Source organism: Amycolatopsis benzoatilytica AK 16/65 (genome assembly GCF_000383915.1).
Taxonomy (GTDB): domain Bacteria; phylum Actinomycetota; class Actinomycetes; order Mycobacteriales; family Pseudonocardiaceae; genus Amycolatopsis; species Amycolatopsis benzoatilytica.
The window spans coordinates 3,536,316-3,559,456 of record NZ_KB912942.1 but is presented as its reverse complement, the minus strand read 5'-3'; the positions used below and the strand labels follow the sequence as shown (position 1 = coordinate 3,559,456).

Below are 23,141 nucleotides of genomic sequence, written 5' to 3'. Positions count from 1 at the left end.
ACTTGCCTCGGCGGTGCAATGCGGCCGGCATGAGCGATCGCGGACCATCGGCGTGCCATGGCTCTGCTGTGTCTTGGCCTTCTGTTCCCAACGATGTAAGCAGGAGTGACATGTCCGCTGAAGCGATCAGTGCCGAACTCGACGCCGCCGTGCGACCGGCTGCGTCCGCGCCATCCGTCGAGCTGGCGGATCCGACTCCGCTCGCCTTCGGCGCGGTGGGTCTCCCGTTCGGCGTCATCTGCCTCAACCTCACCGGCAGCCTGACGCCCGATCTCGCCATTATCGTGCTGCCGCTGGCGCTGGCCTACGGGACGATCGGGCTGTTCATATCCGGGTCCGTCGCGTTCAAGAAGGGCGACGTGTTCGGGGCGTTCGCCTACACGTCATTCGCCGCCTTCTTTCTGTCCTTCGCCGCGATTCAGCTCCTCCTCGCCACGAAGGTGACTGCGGTCCAAGCAGGCGGCCAAGGCACTGCGTTCGCGGTGTTCGCCGCCGGCTGGGCAGTGATCATCACCTACCTGCTCGTGTTGACCTTCAAATATCCGGTCTTGTTCCGCGCGATCTTCGTCTTGGTGTGGTTCACGCTGGTGCTGCTCGTGATCGGGTTCGCCGGCTCTGCTGCAGCCCTCACGGCCGGTGCGTGGATCGGGCTGGCCACGGCGGCGCTGTGCCTGTACGCCTCCGCCGCTGTGCTGATGAACACGGTCCTCGGGCGCACGGTGCTGCCGCTCTGAGGCATGCGGCCGGCGGCGATCCAGGCGCGCCGTCGGCCGTATCTGGTCGAAGCCTGGGCAGTCAGCGCGCTCCGGCGCGCTGACCAGCGGTTTCATCGCCCGTTTATCCCGTGTGGATAAGTGTGCGGCGGCGGGACTTCCTGTGCGGCAGTTGACCTTGCGCCAGCGGCGTACTTACGTTTCATCAGTGAGGCTCGTTTCGGGTCTCGGGGGGCGCAACGGCGCGTAACCCGGAGGTGATGGTCATGTGGGACTGTCCGGACTTTCTGACGCTGCCTGAGCGCGAGGTGAAGCCACGAACCCGCGGCCTCACCCACGTGCTCGACAAGGGCATGACGATGCCAAGTCTCGAGGCATTGCTCGAACAGTGCGGCCACCTGATCGACATCGTCAAGATCGGCTGGGGCATCGCCTACGTCGACCCGACGGTCAAGGACCGGATCGCGCGGTGCCAGGAGGCAGGCGTGAAGGTCTCGCTCGGCGGGACTCTCCTCGAGGTGTGCGCGACCCAGGGGCGGGTGAGCGAGCTGCGCCGGTGGGCGACGGACATCGGCGTGGACTGCGTGGAGGTCTCCAACGGCCTGGGCATGTTGACTTCGGCCCGCAAAGCGCGCCTCATCCGGCAGCTGTCGCAGGAGTTCACCGTGCTGGCGGAGACCGGCGCGAAGTCGGCCGACGTTCCGGTCGTCGTCTCGGAGTGGCTTGCCGAGCTCGAATCCGACCTGGAATCCGGCGCGACGTGGCTGGTCACGGAGGGCCGGGAAAGCGGCACCGTCGGCCTGTATGACGCGTCGGGCGCCCCGCGGGCGAATCTGGTCGACGCGATCTCGGCGCGGCTGCCGATCGAGCGGGTCATTTTCGAGGCCCCTCGCAAGGCCCAGCAAGCCTGGCTGGTCGGCCGGCTGGGGGCCGGTGTCAACGTCGGCAACATCGCGTCCGACGAGGTGCTTCCGCTGGAGACCCTGCGGCTCGGGCTGCGGGCGGACACGGCGCTCCGCTGGCCTCGGGTGGCTCGCACGGGGGTGTCGGTGTGCTCGTAGAACCGGCCCCGAACACCATCACCCGGCCTTACCGCGGTCTGTCGGTGCAGCACGTCGACATACCGCTGACCAGTCGGGACATCGAGGCTTACCTGCTCGGTCGCGAGGTCTACCGGCGCACCGAGTACCTCGTCCTGCGCCGCGGCGACGCCGCCGCGCTGGTGCAGGTGGCCAAGGAGAACTCGGTCGATCTGTTTGCGCCGGTGACGGAGGTCCTGGTCCTGGCCGAACCTGGCGAGCTGGTCTGGGTGGACTCGCCGGACACCGATGCCGGCAATGCCACCGCGCTGGCGCACGCTGTGACGCCGTATCTGACCCCGAGTGCCAGGGCGTATGTGGTCCGGGGTCGCTACGAGCATGTCAACTTCATCTGGACGCCGACCCCGCTGCAGGTCCGGGTGACCGAGGTCGTGCCGCCTGACCCGCCCAAACTGTTGGCCATGGCGCAGCAGGCGGTGGCGTTCGACGAGGACTTGCCGCCGATCGACCTGGTCGCCGACACCGTCGACATCGGCGAGCTTGCCAATGACAACCCCGCATCCTGCTACCTGCTGCCCTGCCGGGGCAGCGGCGCGCAACTGCCGAAGCCGGTCGAATTCCTGGACACCCGGCCGAAGGACCGCCGTGACTGGCTGCTGATCGGCTGCGAGCGATCCGTCCAGTTCCACCGCCGGTTCTACGGCGACGAGCCTTCGCGGGTGGACATCTGCCCGCGCCGCCGAGCGGATGTCGACCAGGGCCGGCCGACCCTGACCAAATGCTGCCTGCTGGAGCGCGGAGTCGACTACGACCGGAACACGGCGGTCGTGCCCTGGGGCGCCAATCTGGACGAAGTGCGCGAGGCGCTGCGCTGGCTGAGCGGTCTGCCGCCGGTCGGAGCGACGCCGTGAGTGCGCACCTGGCCGATTCGGCCGTTTACGGACATTTGTGGAGCACACCGGAGATGCACGGCATCTTCGACGACGAGGCGCGCCTGCAGTCGTGGCTGGACATCCTGTCCGTCCTCGCTGATGCGCAAGCCGAGGTGGGGCTGGTCCCAGCCCAGGTCGCACAGGAGATTGCCTCGTACGCGCAGGTGGACCGGCTCGATGTGGCCAAGGTGGGCGAGCGGACCCGCGCGACCGGACACTCGACGCTGGGGCTGATCCAGTGCCTGCGGGAGATCCTGCCGAAATCCGCTCGGGAGTGGGTCTACTACGGGGCTACCGTGCAGGACTTGTCCGACACGTGGACCGCGGTCGTGATGCGCAAGGTCGCCGATGTCATGGAACGCGATCTCGCGACGCTTGTCGACGCGTGCGCCGCCCTGGCGCGCGAGCACCGCGACACGGTCATGTGCGGCCGTACCCACGGCCAGCCGGGGCTGCCGATTACCTTCGGCTTCAAAGCGGCGGTGTGGTTGTCGGAACTGTCGCGGCATCGGGTCCGCATCGCCGAAGCCCGGCCGCGCCTCGAAGTCGTCCAGCTCGGCGGCGCGCTGGGCACGATGGAGTTCTGGGGCCAGCAGGCCGTGCCCCTGTTGGAAGCCTTCGCGCGGCGGCTGGGACTCGGCGCACCGGACATCGCGTGGATCACGGCGCGGGATCGGGTCGCCGAGTTCCTCGGCTTGCTGGCGATGGTGACCGCGACGCTCGGCAAGATCGGCCAGGAGATCTACGAACTGCAGCGTCCCGAGATCGGCGAGGTGCGCGAACCGTTCACTGCCGGCCAGGTCGGCAGCATCACGATGCCGCACAAACGCAATCCGGAACTGTCGGAGCACCTGGTCACGCTTGCGAGGATCGTGCGGGCCGACGCGGCGGTCGCGGTGGAAGCAATGGTGCATGAACACGAACGCGACGGCCGTGCCTGGAAGTCCGAGTGGGTCGTGCTGCCCGAGGCGTGCCTGCTCGCCGGCACGGCACTGTCCGTGGCCGGTGAGCTCGTCCGCGGCTTGGAGGTGGATGTGGACGGGATGCGTGCCAATGTGGACTCGACCCGCGGCTACCTGATGTCCGAGCCGGTGATGCGGGTGCTCGCGGCCAAGCTGGGCAAGCACACCGCCCACGAGGTGGTCTACGAGGCCTCCGTCGACGGCCGCCGGCGGGGGCAGCACCTGCGGGAGGCTTTGCTCGCGGACGAGCGGGTCGCCGGCCAGCTGACCGCGGAGGAGATCGACCGGTGCCTCGATCCGGAGCACGCGCTCGGCCCCGTCCGTTCGTTCATCGAGCGGGCATTGGCACAGGCAGGACCGCGACGATGAACCGGCCGGCCGAACTGCCGCGGGTCCTGCTCGCCGCCGAGCCGACTCCGTTGCAGTACGCGGAGCGGCTGACGAGCGTGCTGGGCGTCGAGGTGTGGTTCAAGCGGGAGGATCTCACGGGGCTCGGCCTGGGCGGAAACAAGCTGCGCATGCTCGAGTACTTGATCGGCGATGCCGTTGCCGCACAGTGCGACAGCCTGGTCACCGGTGCGGGCCCGCAGTCGAACTGGGCGATGCTCGCGGCACTGGCGGCGCGGCGGCACGGCCTCGATCCCTACCTGGTCTATTACGGCGAGCTGTGCCGGCCAGCGGGCAACCACGCGCTGGCCGAACTCGTCGGGGCCGACATCCGCTTCACCGGAGACGCCAGCCGCGTGTCGGTCGACGCCGCCATCGTGGAACTCACCAGCAAATTGCGCGCGCAGGGCCGGAACCCGTACCCGCTGCCTCGTGGCGGGGCTACGGCGCTCGGAGCCTGCGGCTACTTCCGCGCCAGCATCGAGCTCCGCGACCAGCTGGCAGCCGCCGGCGTGGTGCCCCGCGCCGTATGGCTGGCCACGGGGTCGTGCGGCACGCAGGCCGGTCTGCTCGCGGCGGCCCGCTGGCTCGGCCACCCCTACGCGGTGGTGGGAGTCACTGTCAGCCGGACGGCCGACGAGTGTCGCGAGAGGGTCGACGAACTCGCCAACGGCGCAAGCCGATTGCTGGGCACAGACGCGACAGCTCGCCCCGGCGATGTCGCGGTGGTCGAGGGATACCTGGGCCCGGGATACGGCACGGCGTCCGACGCCGGCAGCCGGGCGGCTGCGCTGGTCGCCCGGACCGAAGGGATCTTCCTCGATCCGGTCTTCGGCGCCAAGGCCATGGCGGGCCTCCTCGACGCCGTCCACAACGGACAGGTCGCCGGCCCGGTCGTCTTCCTGGTCACCGGGGGCGCCCCAACCTTGTTCACCGCGTCCGGCGGAGGTCGGTTATGAGTGCAACCCCGGACGGATACCTGGGCGCCGAGGGCCGGATCACCAGCGGCCCAGCCCCTGAAATGGTCGCGGCCGGATATGCGCGCGAAGTCGCCGACGCTCCGCTGCTGCACCGCGGGCTCGGCCTGGCCGACCTCGCGCACGTGATCGCGTTGCACAAAGCCGGTGTCGTACCCGAGCAGGCAGCGGCCCGGCTCGCCGCCGAGCTGCTGACGATCCTGGACATCCCTGCCGCAGAATTCCCGTACGACCCGGTCTACGGAGATGCGTACAACAGCCGCGAACACGAGCTGGAGCGGCGGCTCGGGCCCACCGCGGGCTGGCTGCACACCGGGCGGACTCGCCGGGAAGCAGGACGGATCGCGTTCCGCCTCGCGCTGCGCGATCGGTTGCTCGGGCTGCACGAGGTGGTCGAACGATTCGTCGGCGCGCTCGCCCGCCAGGCGTTGGCGCACGCCAACACGGTCTGGGCGGACAACACCTACCTGCAGCCGGCGCAACCGTCGACCTTCGGCCATTACCTCGGCGGGTTCGGCGAGGAGGCAATCCGGCATTTGGACCGCGTCGAGACCGCCTTCACGCTGGCAGACCGGTCTCCCGCGGGCGTGGGCGGAGTCGGCGGCCCGCGTGTTCCGCTGGACCGCGATCACCTGGCCGAGCTGCTCGGGTTCGCCGAGGTGGGGGCGCACACCCGCGACATCATGTGGTCGGTCGACAGCTTCACCGATGCGGTGCTCGCCGCCGTCATGGCAGCGACCACCGCGGACCGGCTCGCCGAAGATCTGGAAATCTTCACCAGCCCCGGTTTCGGCTACGTGACGGTGCATCCGTCGCTGTGCCGGGCTTCGGTGCTGATGCCGCAGAAACGCAACCCGTACGCATTGGCGGTCATCCGGTCCGGGGCGAACACTTTGATCGGGCGTGCGACTGGGTTGCTGGCGACCGGCCGGACACCGTCCGCGCGCACCGACAACTGGCTGCACACCTACCGGGAGGTGACCGAGGCCGTCGAGCAATCCCGCCAGCTCGTCGCGCTGGCCGCGGAAACCGTGCGTACCGTGCAGGTCGACCGGCAGGCCATGGCCCGGGTGGCCGGCGCGCACTTCACCGGTGCCGCCGATCTCGCCGAGGAGCTGGTCCTCCGCTGCGGCCTCGACTACCGCACCGCCTACCGCGCGGTCGGACGTGCCGTCGCTCGCGCCATCGCCGTCGGCCGCACCACCATCACGGCCGACGATCTCAATCGCGCGGCAGAAGAGATCGCGGGCAAGCCGCTGGAGGTGGGCGAGGACCTGGTGCGCGATGCGCTCGACCCGTCGCGGATTGTCTCCACGCGCACCGTGCCGGGAGGGAGCGCGCCGGACCGGGTCCGGGAACACGCGCGGCGCCTTCGCGAGCGGACCCAGGCTGCGGAGCAGTGGCGGGAACGGCAGCGCGATCGCATCGGCGAGACCGAACAGCGGCTGCTTGCCGCGGCTCGAGTTGTCGCTTCGCGGAACAACGGACAGCCGCTTCCGTCGTGACGGCTTTGCTCCCGGGTTTCGCTCGGCTATTGCGATGCTCCCGCCGGGAGTAGCAGCGGGCACGCGTTCTCCCGTTTCGCCAATGAATACTCAGGCCGCCGATATCCATACTGATGAAGGCATTGGGGCAAGAGATCTCGAGGAGGAAACGGTGCTGGACGTCACCGAGCGGGATGTATCGCTGACCGAATGGGTCGAGCTGATCGCGGAATACGAGCACAACGACATTCCGATCATCAACATCAAGGAGGACGGCGTCACCTACGACGCGATCTTCGTCGGCGGTGGCGCCGGAGGACGGTTCGGCGGCTCGTACCTGACCGCCATGGGCGGCAAGGCCCTGATCATCGACGCGTGGCCGTTCCTCGGCGGGAGCTGCCCGCACCAGGCGTGCGTGCCGCACCACCTGTTCTCGGAAGCGGCCGCGCTGCTCGAGCGCGAGCGCCGGCTCGCCGGCAAGCTGTGGTTCCGCCAGCCCGGCGAGCTGAAGGTCAGCATGCTGGAGCTGATCGAGGCGTTCCGCAACTTGCGGAACTCAGCGCACGCAGTCATGAATTTCCAGACGAAGTCGCAGCTCGGCGTGGACTACGTGCTCAACGCGAAAGCGACCGTCATCGACCCGTACACCGTGGAAGTCGCCGGGCGCACCTTCCACACCCGCAACGTGGTGCTGGGCATGGGCGCGCACCAGCGTCCGCTACACCTGCCGGGCGGCGACCTGCCCGGCGTGTACGACTACGCCACTCTGGTCGAGGATCTGGACTACGAACCGACCCGCTGCGTCATCATCGGCGGCAGCAAAGTCGCAGTCGAATACGGCAGCTTCTTCCAGGCGGCCGGCGTGCAGACTACGATCCTGACCCGGTCCCCGCTGCTCACGACGAAGAGCCTGCACCACGTGGACGAGGACCTCCGCCGCTACGTCGTCGACAACATGCGCACCAGCGGCATCCAGATTCTCGAAGGGTCCACTCCGATCGCGATCAACGGCGACGGCAAGGTGGAAGAGGTGGTGGTCAAGACCGCCGAAGGCGACACGGTTCGCATCCCGTGCGACTTCGTTTACAACGGCACCGGCGAGAAGCCGTTGTCCGACCTGGCCAGCCAGTGGCTGGGCGTCAAGGTCGGCGCGAGGGACGAGGTCGTCGTCGACAGCAGGATGCGCACCAGCGTCGACAACGTCTACGCGATCGGCGACCTCATCGGCGGCCCGATGGAGATGTTCAAGGCGCGCAAATGCGGCATGACCGCTGCCCGCAACATCATGGGCCAGGACTACGAGTTCGACTTCAGCGAATACCCCGACTTCCTGCACACCACCTTCGAGGTGACCTGGGTCGGCCTCACCGAGGACGAGGCGCGGGAGAAGTACCCGAACGTGGTCACGCTGCAGATGCCCCCGAAGGGCATCGACCCGTCGACGATCTGCCTGCCCGCCTCCGACGGCACGATGCTGTACGCGTTCCTGCGTCCGGAGGACTCCGGCTTCCAGAAGGCGGTCATCGACGGCGACACCCGGCGGATCGTCGGGGTGCACCACGTCGGCTACGGCGCCAAGGACGCCTTCCAGTACCTGGACTACCTGATGAGCAGGCCCGAAGGGCTCACCGTCGACGACATGGCCGAGATGAACGAACTGTTCCTCAACCCGGAGCACTTCATCCAGCTTTCCCGCCTGCGCGCGGGAAGCCCGAACCTGGTCGACCTGTAAGGGCGCAGCGATGGCATACGAGCTCACGATGCCGAACCTGGGCGACACCGTCGAGGAAGCCGAGGTGACGCAATGGTTCAAAGAAGAAGGCGACGAGGTCGACATGGACGAAATCCTCCTCGAGATCGCCACTGACAAGATCGAGAACGAGATCCCGGCACCGGTGAGCGGCGTGATCGCGAAGATTCACGTACCCGTGCAGACAACAGTTCCGGTCGGCACGCTCCTTGCCGAGATCGAACAACGGTGACGGAGAAGACCATGCAACTGCATGACGCCCCGGTCGCCTCCGCCGCGAATTCGGTGAACGTCGGCCGGCTCCTGACAGGCATCGCCCGCCAGTTCCCAGGCCGGACAGCGATCCGGTCCGGCGATCGCACGATCACCTACGGCGAGTTCAACCAACGGGTCGATTCTCTGGCTCGCGGGCTGTCCGAAATCGGCCTGGCGGTGGGCGACCGGGTCGTCATCTGGTCTCACAATTGCCCGGAATTCCTCGAAACCATGTTCGCCTGCTGGAAGACCGGCTTGGCCGTCGTGCCGATGAACGCGCGGCTCACTCCGGACGAGGTGAACTTTCACGTCCGGGACTGCGCCGCGCGCGCGTTGGTGTACGGCGCAGGCTTCGGGGAGGGTGCGCGCGAGATAGAGGTCGAACACCGGATCGGCATCGGCAGCGACGAAGACATCGGCTACGAAACACTCGCCGACAGCCCCGCCGCAGACGAACCGGTCCGGGATTTCCCCGAGGAGACGCCAGCGTGGATCTTCTACACCTCCGGGACGACCGGCAAACCCAAAGGCGCAGTGCTGACTCACCGCAACCTTGCGTTCGTCGTCGTGTCCTGGTGCGCGGATCTCTACCAGATGCAGCCGGAAGACGTCGTGCTGCATTGCGCTCCGCTGAGCCACGGGGCGGGCTTCCACGCACTCGTCGGTCTCGCCAGGGGCGCCGAGAACATCGTGCACGGCAAGTGGGATCCGGCAGTGTTCTCCGCCGACGTCCAGCGGCGCGGCGTGACCGTCTCCTGGCTGGTGCCGACACAGATCCGGATGCTGCTGGATTCGCCGGCTCTGGCAGGCGCGGACTTGTCGAGCCTCAAATGCGTCGTCTACGGAGGCTCTCCGATGTACGTGGAGGATCTGAAGGAGGCGATCACCCGGATCGGCCCGGTGTTCTGCCAATTGTTCGGCCAGGGCGAATCGCCTATGACCATCAGCTATCTCAGGCGTGAGGAGCATCGGCTCGAACGGTCGGACACTGAGGTGCTCGCGTCCGCAGGCGTCGTTCGAACCGGGATGGAGGTCGCCATCGCCGGAACGGACGGCAAGGAGATGTCGGCTGGGGAAGCGGGCGAGATCCTGGTGCGCGGGCCTGCTGTCATGGCCGGCTATTGGGAGCGTCCGGAAGAGACCGCAGAGGCCCTCAAGGGCGGCTGGCTGCACACCGGCGACCTCGGGAAGCTCGACGAGCACGGCTACCTCTACGTGCTCGACCGGAAAAAGGACTTCATCATCTCCGGCGGGTCCAATGTGTACGCCCGCGAGGTGGAGGACGTCTTGCTGGAACACCCGGCGATCGTCGAAGCCGCGGTCTTCGGCGTCCCGGACCGGTTGTGGGGAGAAGCTGTGACGGCGGCCGTTGTGGGGGAGGGGCTCGATCCGCAGGAGGTGATCGCGTACTGCCGGAAGGCAATGGCGGACTACAAGTGTCCAAAGCGGATCTTCGTGTGCGTTGCCTTGCCCAAGAACGCCTACGGCAAGGTGCTCAAACGGCAGCTGCGCGAGAGATTCGCGGGAGAAGCCGGCACCGCGGTTAGCGTCGCGGGATAACTCGGCTGGAGCAGTTGCGCGGCGTCAGCCGATGCGCGCCCGCTCACCGAAGCGGTAAACCTACAGCCGCGTTGGTCCAGGTCAGTTGTACAAGGAGGTACATCCGATGCAGATTCGAGGACAGGAAATCCCAATCGCCGCCACGATGGTGGGCGCCTATCCGCGTCCGTCCTGGCTTCAGGGACGGATCTTCGGCTCACGCGAGACGCCGCTCTACACCAGCATGTCGACGCGTGTCGCCTACGAGGACGCCGTCCGGCTGTGCTGCTACGACCAGATCGAGGCCGGCCTCGACGTGCTCACCGACGGGCTGCAGTACGAAGACTGGGAAGCGGAGGGCTACCAGTACGACGCACTGTGGCACCTGTTCACGGAGATGCTCGGCGGCTACTCCCGATGGGGTGCGCCCAACGAGTACCACAAGTACTCCAACTACTACGTGCAGGAGTGCACCGGCCCGATCAAATGGGTCCGGCCCGCGTACCAGGGCGTGGTCGACGCAGTGAAGCGCGCGACGGACAAACCGTTCAAGATCGGTTTCCTCGGCCCCACCCAGCTGAGCATCCTCACCCGCGACCTCCACTACAACGACCAGAAAGCGGTCGCGATGGACCTCGCCGCCGCCATGAACGAGGAAATCAAGTACCTCCGCGATACCTTCGGGCTCGAAGCCGTCCAGATCGTCGACGTCGCCGTGCACTACCAGAGCGACCAGTGGCTCACCGAGGCGACGAACCGTGCGCTCGAAGGGCTCGACGACATGCTCAAGTTCTGGCACGTCTGCTACGGGAGCGTGGAGGGCCAGCCGGATGTAGCCGAGAACCGGGTCGCCGATGTGATCAGCTACTTCGCCGACTGCAACTTCGACGTGCTGTCCCACGAACTGGCGAACCGCGACTACTCGGAAGTCGCGAGCTTCAAGAATTTCCCGTCCGACCGGATCCTGTGCGCCGGGGTGATCGACGACCACAACATCATCGTCGAGAGCCCGGAGAAGGTGGCCGACGGCATCCGCCGGGTGCTCGAGGTGATTCCTGCCGATCGCCTGATGGTGGCTCCGGACTGCGGCCTCGCGCTGTTCCCTCGGACGGTCTCCAGGGCGAAGCTCAACGCGCTCGGCGAAGGGGCGCGGATCGTTCGCGCCGAATTGTAGAAGCTTGGCGGTGGGGCCGGCGTACGGCTGCGCCGGTCCCACTGTCATTCCACGAATTCTCGAACGGAGTATCGAGCCGTGACCTCGGTTGTGACCTCAACGGGCACCGCCCCGATCGACGGACCGACAGCACTGCAACTGTACGAGTCCATGGTGCGCGTGCGGCAATTCGACGAGTACGCCCGACGGATCTTCCTGCAAGGAGCGGAGGGTTTCCGCGGCGCGCTCCACGACGGCATCGGGCAAGAGGCGGTCAGCGCCGGAGTCGTTGCCGCATTGCGTCCCGACGACCCGGTGGTCAGCAGCCATCGCGGCCATGGCCAGGTGATCGCCAAAGGCGCCCCGCTCAAGGCGGCTTTCGCGGAAATCTTGGGTCGGTCCACCGGTCTGTGCGGCGGCAAAGGCGGATCGATGCACTTGACCTCCGTCGAACACGGGCACTTCGGCTGTTCCGGCATCATCGGCGCACAGCTGCTGATCGCCAACGGCATCGCGCTGGGCGCCCAGCTGACGAAGTCCGATCAGATCGCGGTCGCGTTCTTCGGCGACGGTGGCACCAACATCGGCGGCTTCCACGAGGCGCTGAACCTGGCTGCCCTGTGGAAGCTGCCCGTCCTGTTCATCTGCGAGAACAACCAGTACATGGAACAGACCCGCGGCGACGTGCTGACGTCGGTGAAGAACCCCGCGGCCGACCGTGCTGCGGCGTACGGGCTGCCGAGCCGAATCGTCGACGGGAACGACGTCGAAGAGGTGTACCGCCTTGCCGCGGACCTGGCAGCCCAAGCGCGAGCGGGCGGCGGGCCCTCGCTGGTGGAGGCCGTGACGTACCGGATCAACGGGCACAGCCTGTTCGACCCCGCGAAGTACCGGCCGAAGTCCGAAGTCGAAGAGTGGAAAGCCCGCGACCCGCTGAAAGCGCAACGAGCCCGCCTCGAGGCGCGCGGCGTATCGCCCGGCGACCTCGACCGGCTCGAGCAACGGGTCAGCGACGAGATGGCCAATGCTGTCGAGGAAGCGAAAGCCGATCCTCATGTTGCAGCCGACGAGCTGTTGCGGGATTTGTGGGCAGATGGAGGTGCGGCATGGCGGTCATGACCTACCGTGACGCCATCGCGGCCACCTTGGCCGAGGAAATGGCGCGCGACGACCGGGTATTCGTCCTCGGCGAGGACATCGCGCCCAGCGGCGCGTTCAAAACGACAGCCGGCTTGGCGGACCGGTTCGGCGTCGAACGGGTCCGGAACACGCCGATCTCCGAACAAGCGATCCTCGGTGCCGCGGTCGGCGCGGCGATGACCGGCATGCGACCGGTCGCGGAGATCATGTTCGGCGACTTCCTCGGAGTGTGCTGGGACTTCATCGCCAATCAGATCCCCGCACTGCGGTACTCGACCGGCGGACAACTCGCGGTCCCGCTCGTCATCAAGAGCTCCACCGGAGCAGGCATCGGATTCGCTTCCCATCACAGTCACGCGGTGGAAAGCTGGGTCATGGCCGTCCCCGGCATCAAGATCGCCGTTCCGTCCGGTCCCGGCGAATACAAGGGCCTGATGACAGCGGCGATCCGGGACCCGGACCCGGTGATAGTGCTTGATCTCAAGGCCCAGTATCCGGTCAAGGGCGAAGTTCCGGACGGGGAGTACGTGATCCCGCTGGGGCAGGCTTCAGTGGTGCAACGAGGCGCCGACGTGACGCTGATTGCGCTCGGTTCGACGGTGCGCACGTGCGTGGAGGCGGCCGAGAAGCTGGAGGAGGAAGCGATTGCCGCCACCGTCATCGACCTGCGCTGCCTCGTTCCGCTGGATGCGGCGACGGTGCTGGGGGAGGTCGCCACGACGGGGCGTGCGGTCATCGTGGAGGAAGGGCCCGAACAACTGGGCTGGGGGACGACTGTTGCGTCCATCCTGGCGGACGAGGCATTTGACCACTTGCGCGCACCGGTACGTCGATTGTGCAGCGCGAATGTGCCGACGCCGTATGCCGGAGCGCTCGAGTCCGCGGCCCAGGTGTCGGTCGACGCCGTTGTTGACGCTGCGCGCAAGTCGGTGCGTCGATGACGCGGTTCGAACGCGCCCGCTCCGTGCGGATTGCCGTGGCGTCAGTTCTTCTGTTCGTCCTCGGCGCGTGCGGCGGGAACGCAGGGGCGCAGGAACCGACCCTGATCGTCGGCTCGCCGTGCAAAGTCTGTCTGCGCACTATGCTCACCGCAGCAGGCGAGGACAAGAACACTTCGTACCGCATCGAATGGGCTGACTTCGACTCCGCTCCTCCCTTGATCGAGGCGATGAACGCCGGCCGGGTCGACGTTGCCTGGATGGGAGAAGTCCCCGCCCTCTTCGGCATTTCTCACGGCGCGAAGGTGAAGCTGCTGGCGGCGAGCCAAGGCCCGCCCGAAGCTGCGAGCCGGATTCTGGTCAAGCAGGACTCCGCCCTGCGCACGGTCGCCGACCTGAAAGGCAAGAGGGTCGCGATGCCGTTCTACACCGTGACCCAGTATCCGCTGGTCAAGGCGTTCGAGAAGGCCGGGTTGGGCTGGAATGACGTGCAGATGGTCAACCTGAGCACCACCGACGGGCTGGCGGCGTTCAACTCCGGCCAGGTCGACGCGTTTGCGATTTGGGACGCGAACGCAGCGACTGTCGAGACCGACCACGGGGGACGTACGTTGCAGGCACTCGGTCAGGTGGCCAATCCGGACCAGACCTATGCGGCAGGTACCGCGACGCTGAGCGACCCGGCGAAGAAGGCCGCGCTAGGGGATCTGACGCGTCGCGTTGTTCGCGCGATGGCCTGGGTGGACAGCCACGAGATCGAGTGGGCTCAGCAGATGGTGCAGCGGACCGGAATTTCTCCAGGTGCCGCGCGGTTGGCAGCGGCCAGGGACAAATGGCAGCTCGCGCCGATTGACGACCACGTGGTCGGGGGCTGGCAGCAGGAAGTCGACTACTTCCACGGCATCGGTCAGATCAAGCTGCCGTTCGCGGTTCGTGACACCGTTGCTCCTGGTTTCGGAGCGCTGGTAGCCGACGAACGGGCGAAGCTGGCGAAAGGGCCGGGCTGATGGCAGCCAAGGCGGCCCGCTGCTCCGGCGGATCTCTGGACAGCAGGACCTTCGAACCAGCCGACGGCCTGCAGGTCGTGGTGCCCGCCGCGGCCCGTCCGGCCGTGGTGCCGCGGCCGGTGCGCAAACTGGCAGGGGTCTGCGCAGTGTTGCTGGCCTGGTGGCTCGTGACCGCAACAGGCGCAGTGCCGGAAACCGTGCTCCCGTCGCCGGCCGCGGTGGCCCGGGCGGCCGCGCAACTCATCGCTGATCGCTCGCTGATCGATGCACTGGTCATTTCGCTGCAGCGGGTCGGCAGCGGCCTGGCGATCGGAGTGGTCCTGGGCGGGATCCTCGCGCTGGTGTCGGGATTTTTCCGGCTGGGCGAGGACCTGATCGATGCGCCCATGCAGATGTTGCGGACCGTGCCGTGGCCCGGGCTGATTCCGCTGTTCATCATCTGGTTCGGCATCGACGAAGCACCGAAGGTCGCACTGGTTGCTTTCGCAGTGGTCTTCCCGCTCTATGTGAACCTTTACGCAGGCATTCGGAGCGTCGACAAAGGCCTGGTGGACGCGGCTCGCGCACTCGGGGTAGGCCGGGCGGGACTGGTCGCGCATGTGATCCTGCCTGGTTCGCTGCCGAATGCCCTGGTGGGGCTGCGGTGGGCGATCGGGTCGGCATGGCTCGCGCTCGTATTCGGGGAGACCGTGAATGCGCAGTCGGGCATCGGGTATCTGCTCATGCATGCGCGGGAGGTCTACCGGACAGACGTGATCGTCGTCGCCCTCGTGGTGTACGCATTGCTCGGGCTCAGTGCCGACCTGCTCGTGCGGGGGCTGGAACAGTGGCTGCTGCGCTGGCGGCCCGCGTTCGCCGGGAGCTGAGGGCGGTGGGAGACCGTGCAGTCGTAGTGCGTTCGCTGACCCGGAGGTTCGGCGGCAGAACGGTGATCAACGGACTAGACCTCGACCTTGAGCCGGGCGAGTTCGTGGCGCTCCTCGGCTCCAGCGGCTGCGGCAAGAGCACGCTGCTGCGGATTCTGGCAGGTCTCGACGCAGAGATCGACGGCAACGTCGCGATCGCGGAGCGGCGTGCGATCGCCTTCCAAACGCCGCGGCTGCTGCCGTGGAAGAAGGTCTGGCGAAACGTGGTCCTCGGCCTCGTCGGTCGGCCGGACCGGCACCTGGCGGAGGCCGCGTTGGCGGAGGTGGGCCTGGGGGAGCACGCCGATGCGTGGCCCATGACGCTGTCCGGCGGCCAGGCCCAGCGCGTTTCGCTGGCCCGTGCCCTTGTCCGGGAGCCGGATCTCCTGCTGCTGGACGAGCCATTTGCCTCGCTGGACGCTCTTACCCGGTTGAAAGCGCAGCTGCTCGTTGCCGAGTTGTGGCAACGGCATCGGCCGGCAGTCCTGCTGGTGACCCACGACATCGTCGAAGCGACAGCGCTGGCCGACCGCGTTCTTGTGATGGCGAACGGAACCATTACGGACGAGTTCTCCGTGTTCGCGTCGCGACCGCGTGTGCCCGACGACCCGGAGTTGGCGGCGGTACGAGCCAAGTTGCTGCTGCGCCTGGGGGTATCCGGACGTGGGACAAGTGTGGAAAGGGATGGATCGTGACTACCACGAAGCTGAACGGACAAGTCGCCGTCGTGACCGGAGCGGCTTCCGGCCTTGGGCGAGCCATCGCGGAGACATTCGCCGAGGAAGGCGCCGAAGTCGCTCTCCTGGACCGGGACGGCGCGGCTGCCGCCGAGGCGGCGGCGAAGCTCCGCGCGAACGGAGCGAGCGCGCTGGATATCCGAGTCGACGTTTCGTCAGTCGCGGAAGTCGACGCGGCGATCGACCAGGTGCTCACGAGCCTCGGTCGAATCGACGTGCTGTGCAACAGTGCCGGAGTACTCGCGAGCGGGACCCTAGCGAGCACATCGGTTGATGATTGGGACCGGTGCTTCGCGGTCAACGCCAAGGGAACCTTTCTGTGCTGCCGGGCAGCCATACCCCACATGGTCGCCATAGGTGGTGGCGCGATCGTCAACCTCGCCTCGGTTGCAGCACTCGCGGGCATGCCCGGATTCGCGGCGTACAGCGCGTCCAAGGGTGCCGTCGTCTCTCTTACGCGGTCGATCGCGGTTGACTTTGGAGCGCAAGGTGTTCGCGCGAACGTCATCTGTCCTGGCACGGTTCCCACCGCGATGACGGAGCGGATGCTTCTCGACCGCGGTTGCGGTGATCCGCAGGCGGGGATTCAGGCGACCATGACCAAATACCCCCTTCGTCGGCTGGGAATCCCCAGCGAGATCGCCCGGGCTGCCCTGTTCCTGGCGGGAGACGACTCGTCCTTCGTCACTGGCACGGTCGTGCCCGTCGACGGCGGCCTGACCGCTTAGCCGTTTTCGTGGCCTGGACCAGCGTCGTTCCCCGTGACTCCGGCGGCGCAGTTCTCGTCATAGACGACGTTGATGCTGGTACCCAGGCGTGTGATGTCAGCACCGTAGATGTGCAGCGAGATCGCTCGCTCGTCGCCCGCGCAGCGGACGCGGTGAATGTCGCGGCCGAGAGGCGGAAGGCTGGAGACGGTTCCTGGCGCGTTGAGCGCGACGACGGTGGGGCGCAGCATTCGAGGGCGGTTACCGGACGGGGAGAGGGGCTCGTATCGCTGCTCTACCTCGCACCCGGCGTGCACTCCGGTCACGCACCAGGCGATGTGGTCGTGGATCGGGGTGGCCTGGCCAGGCAGCCACACCAGGGCGACGACGGAGAACCGGCCCGCCGGGTCCACGTGGAGGATGTGCTGGCGGTATCGGTGCGGATCGGGCTCGTGTTCGGCCGGGCCGAGCAACCGCTCGAGGCCGACGGCGGCTTCGAGGAGACGGCACGCCTCGATCCGCAGGGCCTCCGCGTCGAGGGCATGATCCGCAGCGTTGGTGAGCTGGTTAGCCAGGCGCTGCATGCGGTAGCTCGGCACGGTCGTCAGCTCCCTGTGCGTCGGCCCGGCCTCGCGCCGGGCAGGCGAGCTTGCGCATCAATTGTCGCGTTGGCCGGACCGTTCTGTGATTGTCCTGCGCAGACAATCCGGCTGAGGTTCTTGCCTCCGAGGAGAGATGGCCCGGCCCGCCTGTGCCTCTTTACTGTTGTCCGAGCTGGCCACGACGAACGGGATGAGTGCTGTGGATGCTGCGATCGTCGCTGCGACGAGCACCCGGTTCGGGATGTTCATCGAAACCAGTTTGCGTGCGCTGGCCCCGGCCGTCGCTGACCAGGCGCTCGAACAAGCGCGCTTGACCGGCGACGATGTCGGCCTGGTCGTGTTCGGGAACGCGGCGGGTGACCTGCTGACCGGGCAAGAGCTGGTCCAGCGCGCGGCAATGCGGGCCTACGAGCAGGCCGGTGTTGCGCCGCAGGACCTCGATGCGGTGGAGCTGCACGACGCGGCCGCATCGGCCGAACTGATCGTTGCTCAGGAACTCGGTCTGGTCGCTGAGCGTGATGGGGCAAAGCTGCTCCGTACCGGGGTGTCGGAGCTATACGGGAAGCTATACGGGAAATGCCCGATCAACCCGTCCGGCGGCCGGCTTGCCCGCGGGCATGCCATCGGGGCGACCGGAGTGGCGCAGCTGGTCGAGCTTTTTGACCAATTACGCGGCCGAGCTGGGCATCGGCAGGTGGACCGTGCGCGGATCGCGCTCGCCGAGAACGCCGGCGGCGAACTCGGCAATGGCCCCGCTGCCTGCGCGATCACGATTCCGCAGGCCGGGTAGCAGCGCGATTCCGTGCTTATACTCCCTGCGTACGCTCCGCTGCGGTCGCGCGCCGTGGTCCGGGCCAAAGGAGGTCCGAGGTGATGAACCGTTCGTCGGCAGATCTGCGAGAAGACACGATCATCGGGGTGGACAGACGCGACGCCCGGCCGACCGCGCGCGACCGGCTTCGGACGCTGCAGTCGGTGACAACGACGATCGTGCGCAGCCTGGACCTGGACGCGACTCTGCTCGCCATCAGCAACGCGGCCCAAGCCTTGCTGGCCGCCGACGCGGTGGGAATCATGTCCGTAGAGAGCGGTGTGCTGAAAATGCAGTCGTGCGTTGGCCATCGCAATATCGATGCCGTCCGCTTCCATGCGCAGAAGGGCGAAGGCGTCGCAGGCATCGTCCTGCAGACCGGACGCCCGCATCGCATCGACGACTTCCACGAAGCCGCCACCATCTCCGCAGAGATCAAGCGGTACGCGGACAACGAGGGCGTCCGCTGTTCGCAAGGCGCCCCGATGCTGGCCGACGGCGAGGTCACCGGGGTGGTTCTCGCCTGGTCCCGAACACCGTTCGCGTTCGACGACGAGGACCAGGAGGTGCTGGAAGGGCTGGCCAACCTGGCGGTGATCGCCATCAAGAACGCGAGCTTGTACGAGACGACGCGGGAAGCGGCCGCGAACCTCGAAGCGGTGAACAGGCGGTTGGAGGAGCAGTGCGACCTGCTCAACGGCGCGGCGAGCGCGCAGGCCGAACTGACCGATCTCATGCTGCGGGGCGAGGGGCTGTCTGCGCTGGTGGACATGGTCGCTCGCTATACCGCAGGCGAGGTCGCTGTGCTCGATCCGGAGCTCGAACTGCTCGCGGTCACTGCCGACGGCGACCAGGTCGCCGAGCAGGCACGCGGTTGCGTCCGCTCGCGGCGGCACCAGGCCGCTGACGAAACCGGGACCGCCGCCGACCTGGACGAAGGGCACCTGCTGGTACGGGAGGTATCGTCGGGCGGACAGCGGATGGGCTACCTGTGCGTTGGCCTGGTCGCCGCGTGCACCAAGCTGATCCCGTTGATCGTCGAACAAGCAGCCGTGGCGTGTGCCCTCGAACTGACCAAGCAGCGCGCGATCCTCGACGCACGAGTGCGAGTCCGCAGCGACTTCCTGTGGGAGCTGCTGGAGGGCAAGATCGGCGATGTAGCCGAGGCGAATGTGCGAGCCCGCTATCTTGGCTACACCTTGCCCCGCAAGCTCCGCGTGATGCAGATCAGCGTCGCCGGTCTCGACGAATGGGCGCAGGCCAACGGGATCGACGCCGACGCGGTGGATCAGCGGCGCTCGGTTCTGCTCGGCAAGTTCGAGCGACTGGCCGCGGAGACCGGAAGTTCGCGCGTGCTCTCGGCACGACGCGCCTCGGCGCTGGCGCTGGTCGTCCCCTGGTTGGAAGACGTCGACGAGGCGCGCAAGTTCGCGTCCGTGCTGCTGCGCGGTCTGGTCGCGTTGGAGCCGGACCTGCGCTTCAGCATCGGGGTCAGCGCGTGTCACGATCTCAGCGGCGACCTGAGCGGCCCGTTGGGCCAAGCTCGCACTGCACTCGCGTCGGTCACGCCGGGGACGTCGGCGCCTATCGCTCTCTTCGACGACCTCGGCATCCTGCGATTCCTCCTGGCACCTGGGGACCGCGGGGATCTCGCCGACTTCGTCCGTCGCATGCTCGGGGCCGTGATCCGCTACGACCAGGAACACTCCACCCAATTACTGGAAACACTGGAAGCGTATTTCGCCGAAGACCGCAACCTCGGGCGCACGGCGGAGCATTTGTACATCCACGCCAAGACAGTGCGTTATCGATTGGATCGCATTCAGGAATTGGCCAAACGCGATCTCGCGGTGCAGCACGACTGCTTCGACCTGCAGCTGGCACTCCACATCATGTGGACGCTCGACATGGCGCCCAATAGCAGGCACTGTGGCGAGATTCCTGCGGAACCCAAGTCGTGACGCAGTCGTAGCGCGAGGCTGCGCTGCCGAGACGTCGTGATCGCGGGGACGTTGGTCTTGTCATCATGAGGCTGGGTCGGAAATCTCGACCTGCGGACCCGCCGCGGCGAGTCGGGCGAAGAATCGTCGTGCCCACGCCACCTCCGGAACCAGCGCCAGCGCAGCGCGGCCGGCGCCGCGCCTAGGGCGAGTCGATGTTTCATGCCGACCTCCGAGAGGATGTGCGGCGGAACAACACGGTCGCGAGGACACCGAGCACGACCAGCCAGGCCAGGCCGAGCAGCAGTGGGCCGGTTTCGTCGAAGTGGTCGGTGAGGCCGCCGTCGAGCAGGACGCGGTAGGCGCCGTAGCCGGGTAGCGCCTGTGCCCAGGCCGGGGGTTCGGCGCGCAGCATCGGGCTCTGGCCGATGCCGAGGTCGAGGAACGGGACGAGGAAGGCGATGAACACGCCGCCGACCTGGCCGAAGATCGGGCCGAGGCAGACGCCGAGCAGGGCGTAGGTGGCGGCCAGCAGCAGGTTTGCTGCGATGAACACGCCCCATTGGCGGGCGTCGAACACCATCGCGGTCACGGCCAGCGAGGCCGCGGTGGTCAGCAAGACCGCGGCGGCAATGATGCAGCCGGGGCCAGGAACGCGGGCGCCTTATCGGCGATCGCCCGTAGGCAGGATTCAGTGGTTTCGTCGATGTCCGGTCCGAGCAGCGCCAAGGTTTCGACGAACTCTTCCTTGGTGAGCTGGTAATCCAGCTCGCGTCGACGTCGACGCTGCTGGGATATCCGGAGCGGCACACGGTCGCCGCTGGTGTCGGGTGTAGGGAACGACGCCCAGTAGGCCAGAAGGCGGCTCCGCAGCCTGATGCGCAGCTCGTTTCCTGCTGGTTCGTCCGACAAGGACAGGGCCTGCAACCAGTCCGCGAGCAGCTCAAACGACTCCTTCGACACGCACCAGGCTCTTCTTCGTCGAGGAGAATCTGCACGACAGGGGCCGAGATGACGGGGTTGACCAGCGCCTCGAACTTGTACCTCTGTCGAACCACCCCGGCGAGAACGTGTGCGAGACGGTGGCGTGGACGGTCTCGGCGGACCGCACCCGCCTGAACCACCCGGCGGTTGGGACCCGCGAAATCGCGCTGCGGTGCGTGCGGTTGGGGTGCCGGCCGGGCGGGACGGTGCTCGACGTGTTCTCCGCACCGGCACTACGGGTCTCGCGGCGCGAGAGCATCGGTGCCGGTTCATCGGGATCGATTTCGACCCGCAGTGCCGTAAGACTGCGCTGCAGAGCCCTCTCGGTGTCGAAACAGTCGAATTGCTGGGAGAGGTCGTCAGGTAATTATCGAATTTCCTATCTCGTCGAATCGAGACCAGCCTCGGATGCCGTGTCTCGGTGAAAGTCGGAGACAGCATCGGCTGAGTTGCTTTCGAGGCGGCTTTCGAGACTGGCCTCTAGATCTGACTGCGGCTGCAGGTCTGAGTGGTCTCGGTCGGTCTCGGGCGGCTCGCGGTTCGGGGGCAGTTGCGGATAGTTGGGAATCGAAGGACGACGTGACGTCGACCATTGAAATGGGCAGTCGCCGTCAACCGTGGTGCTATATTGATCGCCTTACGCGCGGCCATGCCCGCGGGTTTTCCGGTCAGGTCGATTACATTCACGGAGCTGCGGCGGATCGTCTTCGCGGCGAGCTTGGTCTCGTTATCTCCGAGTTGCTGATCTGGGCAGGTGATGAATCGGCGCGCAGAACGGCAAGGGATGACGATCAAGAATGAATGAACAAGTGTCACCAGGGCTTGAGATTCCGTGGAAGCCACCGTCGGGCGTGCGGGCTCCGAAGACCGTCTACGGCCCGTCCGGGCTGTCCGACTACGCGGTGTCCCCGCTGGGCATGCCGGCGGCGTTGCTGCAGGGAGAAGTGCGGGTGGCGTTTCTCGGCCGCACCTCGACCGACGATCAGCAAGACCCGAGGCAGTCGCTGATCCGCCAGCTTGGCAACTCGAAGAACGCGTTGCCCGCTGCGTGGGTGATTGTCGCGCACTTCTATGACGTCGAGTCAGGGCGGATGAAGCTCGACGCTCGCGGGAAGAAGACGGGTTACGAACGCTTCGACATCCCCATTGCCCGCGACGGTGGTATCGCGGACCTGCTTGAGGAGGCTGAGCAAGCCGATCGGCGGTTCGAAGTTGTGATCTGCGAGAGTGTCAGCCGGGTTGCTCGGCGGTCGTTCGAAGGGCTGTCCATCGAACGGCAGCTTGAGCAGGCGGATGTCTCGTTGTTCGCGGCCAACGAGCCGATCACCGTCTCGGGGAGCCGTGCGCAGCGAATCCTCCAGCGACGGATCAACCAGTCAGTCGCCGAGTACGAAGTGCTCAACACGCTGGAACAGTCCTGGGGCGGCCTGTGCACCCATGTTCGCGAGGGTTGGAACATCGGCAAGCCCTGCTACGGCTACCGTGCCAAAACCTATCGCCATCCCAACCCCGCGAAGGCGGCGAAAGGATTCACGAAGTCCCGGCTTGAGCCTGACGGCCTTCGCGGCGAGACGGTCACTCAGATCGCGCTCTGGCGGTACGAGGGCCTCGGATACCCGGAGATCGTTGATCGGCTCAACGCCGATTTGACGAGGTACCCGCCTCCTCAGCCGCCGGGGATGCTTCGCGCGCGTGGGGCCTGGGGCAAGTCCACCGTCGCTGACATCATCCACAATCCGAAGTACACGGGCTATCAAGTCTTCAATCGGCGGGCGTCGAGGTCGGCGCACGGGAAGGTCAACGCTCCGGAGAAGTGGGTCTGGTCGGTCGAGCCAGCGCACGAACCGCTGATTCCGAAGTGGATGTACGACCAGATGAACGCCGGCCGGAAGATCGGCAGGGGAAGGCGGACCGGTCTCGAGCTCAACAGCCACCCAGAGGCGAAGCGGACAGGCCTGTTCCGAAGCCTGATCTTCTGCAGTTGCGGTCGTCGCATGTTCGGGGCGCAGCGGCCGAGGTTCTCCTACTACGTCTGCCACCCGCTGAACAACAACCGGGGGAGGGCGGACAAGTACGCGGGACACCGCAAGACGGTCTACGTCCGCGAGGATGCGGTTGCCGAAGCGGTCGTCCAGTTCCTGACCGATCGGGTGTTCGGGCAGGAGCGGGTACGGCTGT

General features: G+C 66.9%; 22 protein-coding genes and 1 pseudogene. 20 read left to right on the top strand and 3 right to left on the bottom strand.

Translation table 11 applies throughout. The features are described 5' to 3' along the window. Window positions 1–110 precede the first annotated feature (110 nt). The 16 genes from AMYBE_RS41790 to AMYBE_RS0116185 all read left to right on the top strand — a co-directional run bounded on the left by AMYBE_RS41790 (window position 111) and on the right by AMYBE_RS0116185 (window position 16,647). Window positions 111–734, top strand: a complete 624-nt coding sequence (locus tag AMYBE_RS41790; protein ID WP_020660451.1) for an acetate uptake transporter — start codon at window positions 111–113, stop codon at window positions 732–734. Between the two features lie 245 nt (window positions 735–979). After that, window positions 980–1,774 (top strand): phosphosulfolactate synthase, encoded by a 795-nt coding sequence (locus tag AMYBE_RS0116255; protein WP_034288674.1) that lies wholly within the window; start codon window positions 980–982, stop codon window positions 1,772–1,774. Continuing rightward, entirely contained in the window at window positions 1,765–2,664 is a 900-nt protein-coding gene (locus AMYBE_RS0116250; RefSeq protein ID WP_020660449.1) for an XcbA family protein, read from the top strand. Before AMYBE_RS0116255 ends, AMYBE_RS0116250 begins: the two co-directional genes overlap by 10 nt. Further along, window positions 2,661–4,016: a 3-sulfopropionylcysteine synthase XcbD gene (gene xcbD, locus AMYBE_RS0116245; RefSeq protein ID WP_027927707.1), complete on the top strand. Its 1,356-nt coding sequence runs from the start codon at window positions 2,661–2,663 to the stop codon at window positions 4,014–4,016. Before AMYBE_RS0116250 ends, xcbD begins: the two co-directional genes overlap by 4 nt. Next, entirely contained in the window at window positions 4,013–4,993 is a 981-nt protein-coding gene (locus AMYBE_RS0116240) for a 1-aminocyclopropane-1-carboxylate deaminase/D-cysteine desulfhydrase (protein WP_020660447.1), read from the top strand. Before xcbD ends, AMYBE_RS0116240 begins: the two co-directional genes overlap by 4 nt. Beyond that, window positions 4,990–6,516: an argininosuccinate lyase gene (locus tag AMYBE_RS0116235; RefSeq protein ID WP_034287042.1), complete on the top strand. Its 1,527-nt coding sequence runs from the start codon at window positions 4,990–4,992 to the stop codon at window positions 6,514–6,516. Before AMYBE_RS0116240 ends, AMYBE_RS0116235 begins: the two co-directional genes overlap by 4 nt. A 151-nt stretch (window positions 6,517–6,667) precedes the next feature. Continuing rightward, window positions 6,668–8,227 (top strand): FAD-dependent oxidoreductase, encoded by a 1,560-nt coding sequence (locus AMYBE_RS0116230; protein ID WP_020660445.1) that lies wholly within the window; start codon window positions 6,668–6,670, stop codon window positions 8,225–8,227. A gap of 10 nt (window positions 8,228–8,237) precedes the next feature. Beyond that, complete coding sequence (locus AMYBE_RS0116225; RefSeq protein ID WP_020660444.1) at window positions 8,238–8,477, top strand: biotin/lipoyl-containing protein; 240 nt, start codon at window positions 8,238–8,240, stop codon at window positions 8,475–8,477. Between the two features lie 11 nt (window positions 8,478–8,488). After that, window positions 8,489–10,060, top strand: a complete 1,572-nt coding sequence (locus AMYBE_RS41785) for an acyl-CoA synthetase (protein ID WP_154676223.1) — start codon at window positions 8,489–8,491, stop codon at window positions 10,058–10,060. Between the two features lie 106 nt (window positions 10,061–10,166). Beyond that, window positions 10,167–11,213 (top strand): hypothetical protein, encoded by a 1,047-nt coding sequence (locus tag AMYBE_RS0116215; RefSeq protein WP_020660442.1) that lies wholly within the window; start codon window positions 10,167–10,169, stop codon window positions 11,211–11,213. A gap of 78 nt (window positions 11,214–11,291) precedes the next feature. Beyond that, window positions 11,292–12,311: a thiamine pyrophosphate-dependent dehydrogenase E1 component subunit alpha gene (locus AMYBE_RS0116210; RefSeq protein ID WP_020660441.1), complete on the top strand. Its 1,020-nt coding sequence runs from the start codon at window positions 11,292–11,294 to the stop codon at window positions 12,309–12,311. Further along, complete coding sequence (locus tag AMYBE_RS0116205; RefSeq protein ID WP_020660440.1) at window positions 12,299–13,273, top strand: alpha-ketoacid dehydrogenase subunit beta; 975 nt, start codon at window positions 12,299–12,301, stop codon at window positions 13,271–13,273. Before AMYBE_RS0116210 ends, AMYBE_RS0116205 begins: the two co-directional genes overlap by 13 nt. Next, entirely contained in the window at window positions 13,270–14,277 is a 1,008-nt protein-coding gene (locus tag AMYBE_RS0116200; protein WP_020660439.1) for a PhnD/SsuA/transferrin family substrate-binding protein, read from the top strand. Before AMYBE_RS0116205 ends, AMYBE_RS0116200 begins: the two co-directional genes overlap by 4 nt. A 77-nt stretch (window positions 14,278–14,354) precedes the next feature. Further along, on the top strand, window positions 14,355–15,143 hold the full coding sequence (locus tag AMYBE_RS45780) for an ABC transporter permease (protein WP_245573205.1): 789 nt from the start codon (window positions 14,355–14,357) through the stop codon (window positions 15,141–15,143). Window positions 15,144–15,169: 26 nt separating this feature from the next. Continuing rightward, the gene (locus AMYBE_RS0116190; RefSeq protein ID WP_020660437.1) at window positions 15,170–15,877 is read left to right on the top strand and encodes an ABC transporter ATP-binding protein; all 708 of its coding nucleotides are present in this window, start codon (window positions 15,170–15,172) and stop codon (window positions 15,875–15,877) included. Beyond that, entirely contained in the window at window positions 15,874–16,647 is a 774-nt protein-coding gene (locus AMYBE_RS0116185) for an SDR family NAD(P)-dependent oxidoreductase (RefSeq protein WP_020660436.1), read from the top strand. Before AMYBE_RS0116190 ends, AMYBE_RS0116185 begins: the two co-directional genes overlap by 4 nt. Here AMYBE_RS0116185 and AMYBE_RS41780 read toward each other — a convergent pair. Beyond that, the gene (locus AMYBE_RS41780; RefSeq protein ID WP_245573204.1) at window positions 16,644–17,225 is read right to left on the bottom strand and encodes a cysteine dioxygenase family protein; all 582 of its coding nucleotides are present in this window, start codon (window positions 17,223–17,225) and stop codon (window positions 16,644–16,646) included. The two genes, AMYBE_RS0116185 and AMYBE_RS41780, sit on opposite strands and share 4 nt — an antisense overlap. 136 nt (window positions 17,226–17,361) lie before the next feature. Between AMYBE_RS41780 and AMYBE_RS43380 the strand changes: the two genes are divergently transcribed. Beyond that, window positions 17,362–18,018 carry a thiolase C-terminal domain-containing protein gene (locus tag AMYBE_RS43380; protein ID WP_084470027.1) on the top strand — a complete coding sequence of 219 codons (657 nt, stop codon included), beginning with the start codon at window positions 17,362–17,364 and terminating at the stop codon, window positions 18,016–18,018. An 83-nt stretch (window positions 18,019–18,101) separates the two neighbouring features. Next, complete coding sequence (locus tag AMYBE_RS0116170; protein ID WP_020660433.1) at window positions 18,102–20,000, top strand: helix-turn-helix domain-containing protein; 1,899 nt, start codon at window positions 18,102–18,104, stop codon at window positions 19,998–20,000. 199 nt (window positions 20,001–20,199) lie between these two features. Here the strand turns inward: AMYBE_RS0116170 and AMYBE_RS0116165 are convergent, their stop codons facing one another. Together AMYBE_RS0116165 and AMYBE_RS0116160 are read right to left on the bottom strand one after the other, a co-directional pair. After that, window positions 20,200–20,598 carry a hypothetical protein gene (locus tag AMYBE_RS0116165; RefSeq protein ID WP_020660432.1) on the bottom strand — a complete coding sequence of 133 codons (399 nt, stop codon included), beginning with the start codon at window positions 20,596–20,598 and terminating at the stop codon, window positions 20,200–20,202. Further along, on the bottom strand, window positions 20,592–20,942 hold the full coding sequence (locus tag AMYBE_RS0116160; protein ID WP_020660431.1) for a hypothetical protein: 351 nt from the start codon (window positions 20,940–20,942) through the stop codon (window positions 20,592–20,594). The genes AMYBE_RS0116165 and AMYBE_RS0116160 overlap by 7 nt, the downstream gene beginning before the upstream one ends. A gap of 600 nt (window positions 20,943–21,542) precedes the next feature. Here AMYBE_RS0116160 and AMYBE_RS44905 point away from each other — a divergent pair. Continuing rightward, window positions 21,543–21,764 (top strand): hypothetical protein, encoded by a 222-nt coding sequence (locus AMYBE_RS44905; RefSeq protein ID WP_154676222.1) that lies wholly within the window; start codon window positions 21,543–21,545, stop codon window positions 21,762–21,764. Continuing rightward, window positions 21,761–23,044 (top strand): annotated as a pseudogene (locus tag AMYBE_RS46865) (recombinase family protein); the annotation flags it as partial. The gene AMYBE_RS44905 and the pseudogene AMYBE_RS46865, both read left to right, overlap by 4 nt. Window positions 23,045–23,141 lie beyond the last annotated feature (97 nt).

Bases quoted from the DNA above. Each gene is read 5' to 3' on its own strand.
- AMYBE_RS41790 (WP_020660451.1), top strand. From the start codon at position 111: ATGTCCGCTGAAGCGATCAGTGCCGAACTCGACGCCGCCGTGCGACCG.
- AMYBE_RS0116255 (WP_034288674.1), top strand. From the start codon at position 980: ATGTGGGACTGTCCGGACTTTCTGACGCTGCCTGAGCGCGAGGTGAAG.
- AMYBE_RS0116240 (WP_020660447.1), top strand. From the start codon at position 4,013: ATGAACCGGCCGGCCGAACTGCCGCGGGTCCTGCTCGCCGCCGAGCCG.
- AMYBE_RS0116235 (WP_034287042.1), top strand. From the start codon at position 4,990: ATGAGTGCAACCCCGGACGGATACCTGGGCGCCGAGGGCCGGATCACC.
- AMYBE_RS0116225 (WP_020660444.1), top strand. From the start codon at position 8,238: ATGGCATACGAGCTCACGATGCCGAACCTGGGCGACACCGTCGAGGAA.
- AMYBE_RS41785 (WP_154676223.1), top strand. From the start codon at position 8,489: ATGCAACTGCATGACGCCCCGGTCGCCTCCGCCGCGAATTCGGTGAAC.
- AMYBE_RS0116215 (WP_020660442.1), top strand. From the start codon at position 10,167: ATGCAGATTCGAGGACAGGAAATCCCAATCGCCGCCACGATGGTGGGC.
- AMYBE_RS0116205 (WP_020660440.1), top strand. From the start codon at position 12,299: ATGGCGGTCATGACCTACCGTGACGCCATCGCGGCCACCTTGGCCGAG.
- AMYBE_RS0116200 (WP_020660439.1), top strand. From the start codon at position 13,270: ATGACGCGGTTCGAACGCGCCCGCTCCGTGCGGATTGCCGTGGCGTCA.
- AMYBE_RS43380 (WP_084470027.1), top strand. From the start codon at position 17,362: ATGGCCCGGCCCGCCTGTGCCTCTTTACTGTTGTCCGAGCTGGCCACG.
- AMYBE_RS0116170 (WP_020660433.1), top strand. From the start codon at position 18,102: ATGAACCGTTCGTCGGCAGATCTGCGAGAAGACACGATCATCGGGGTG.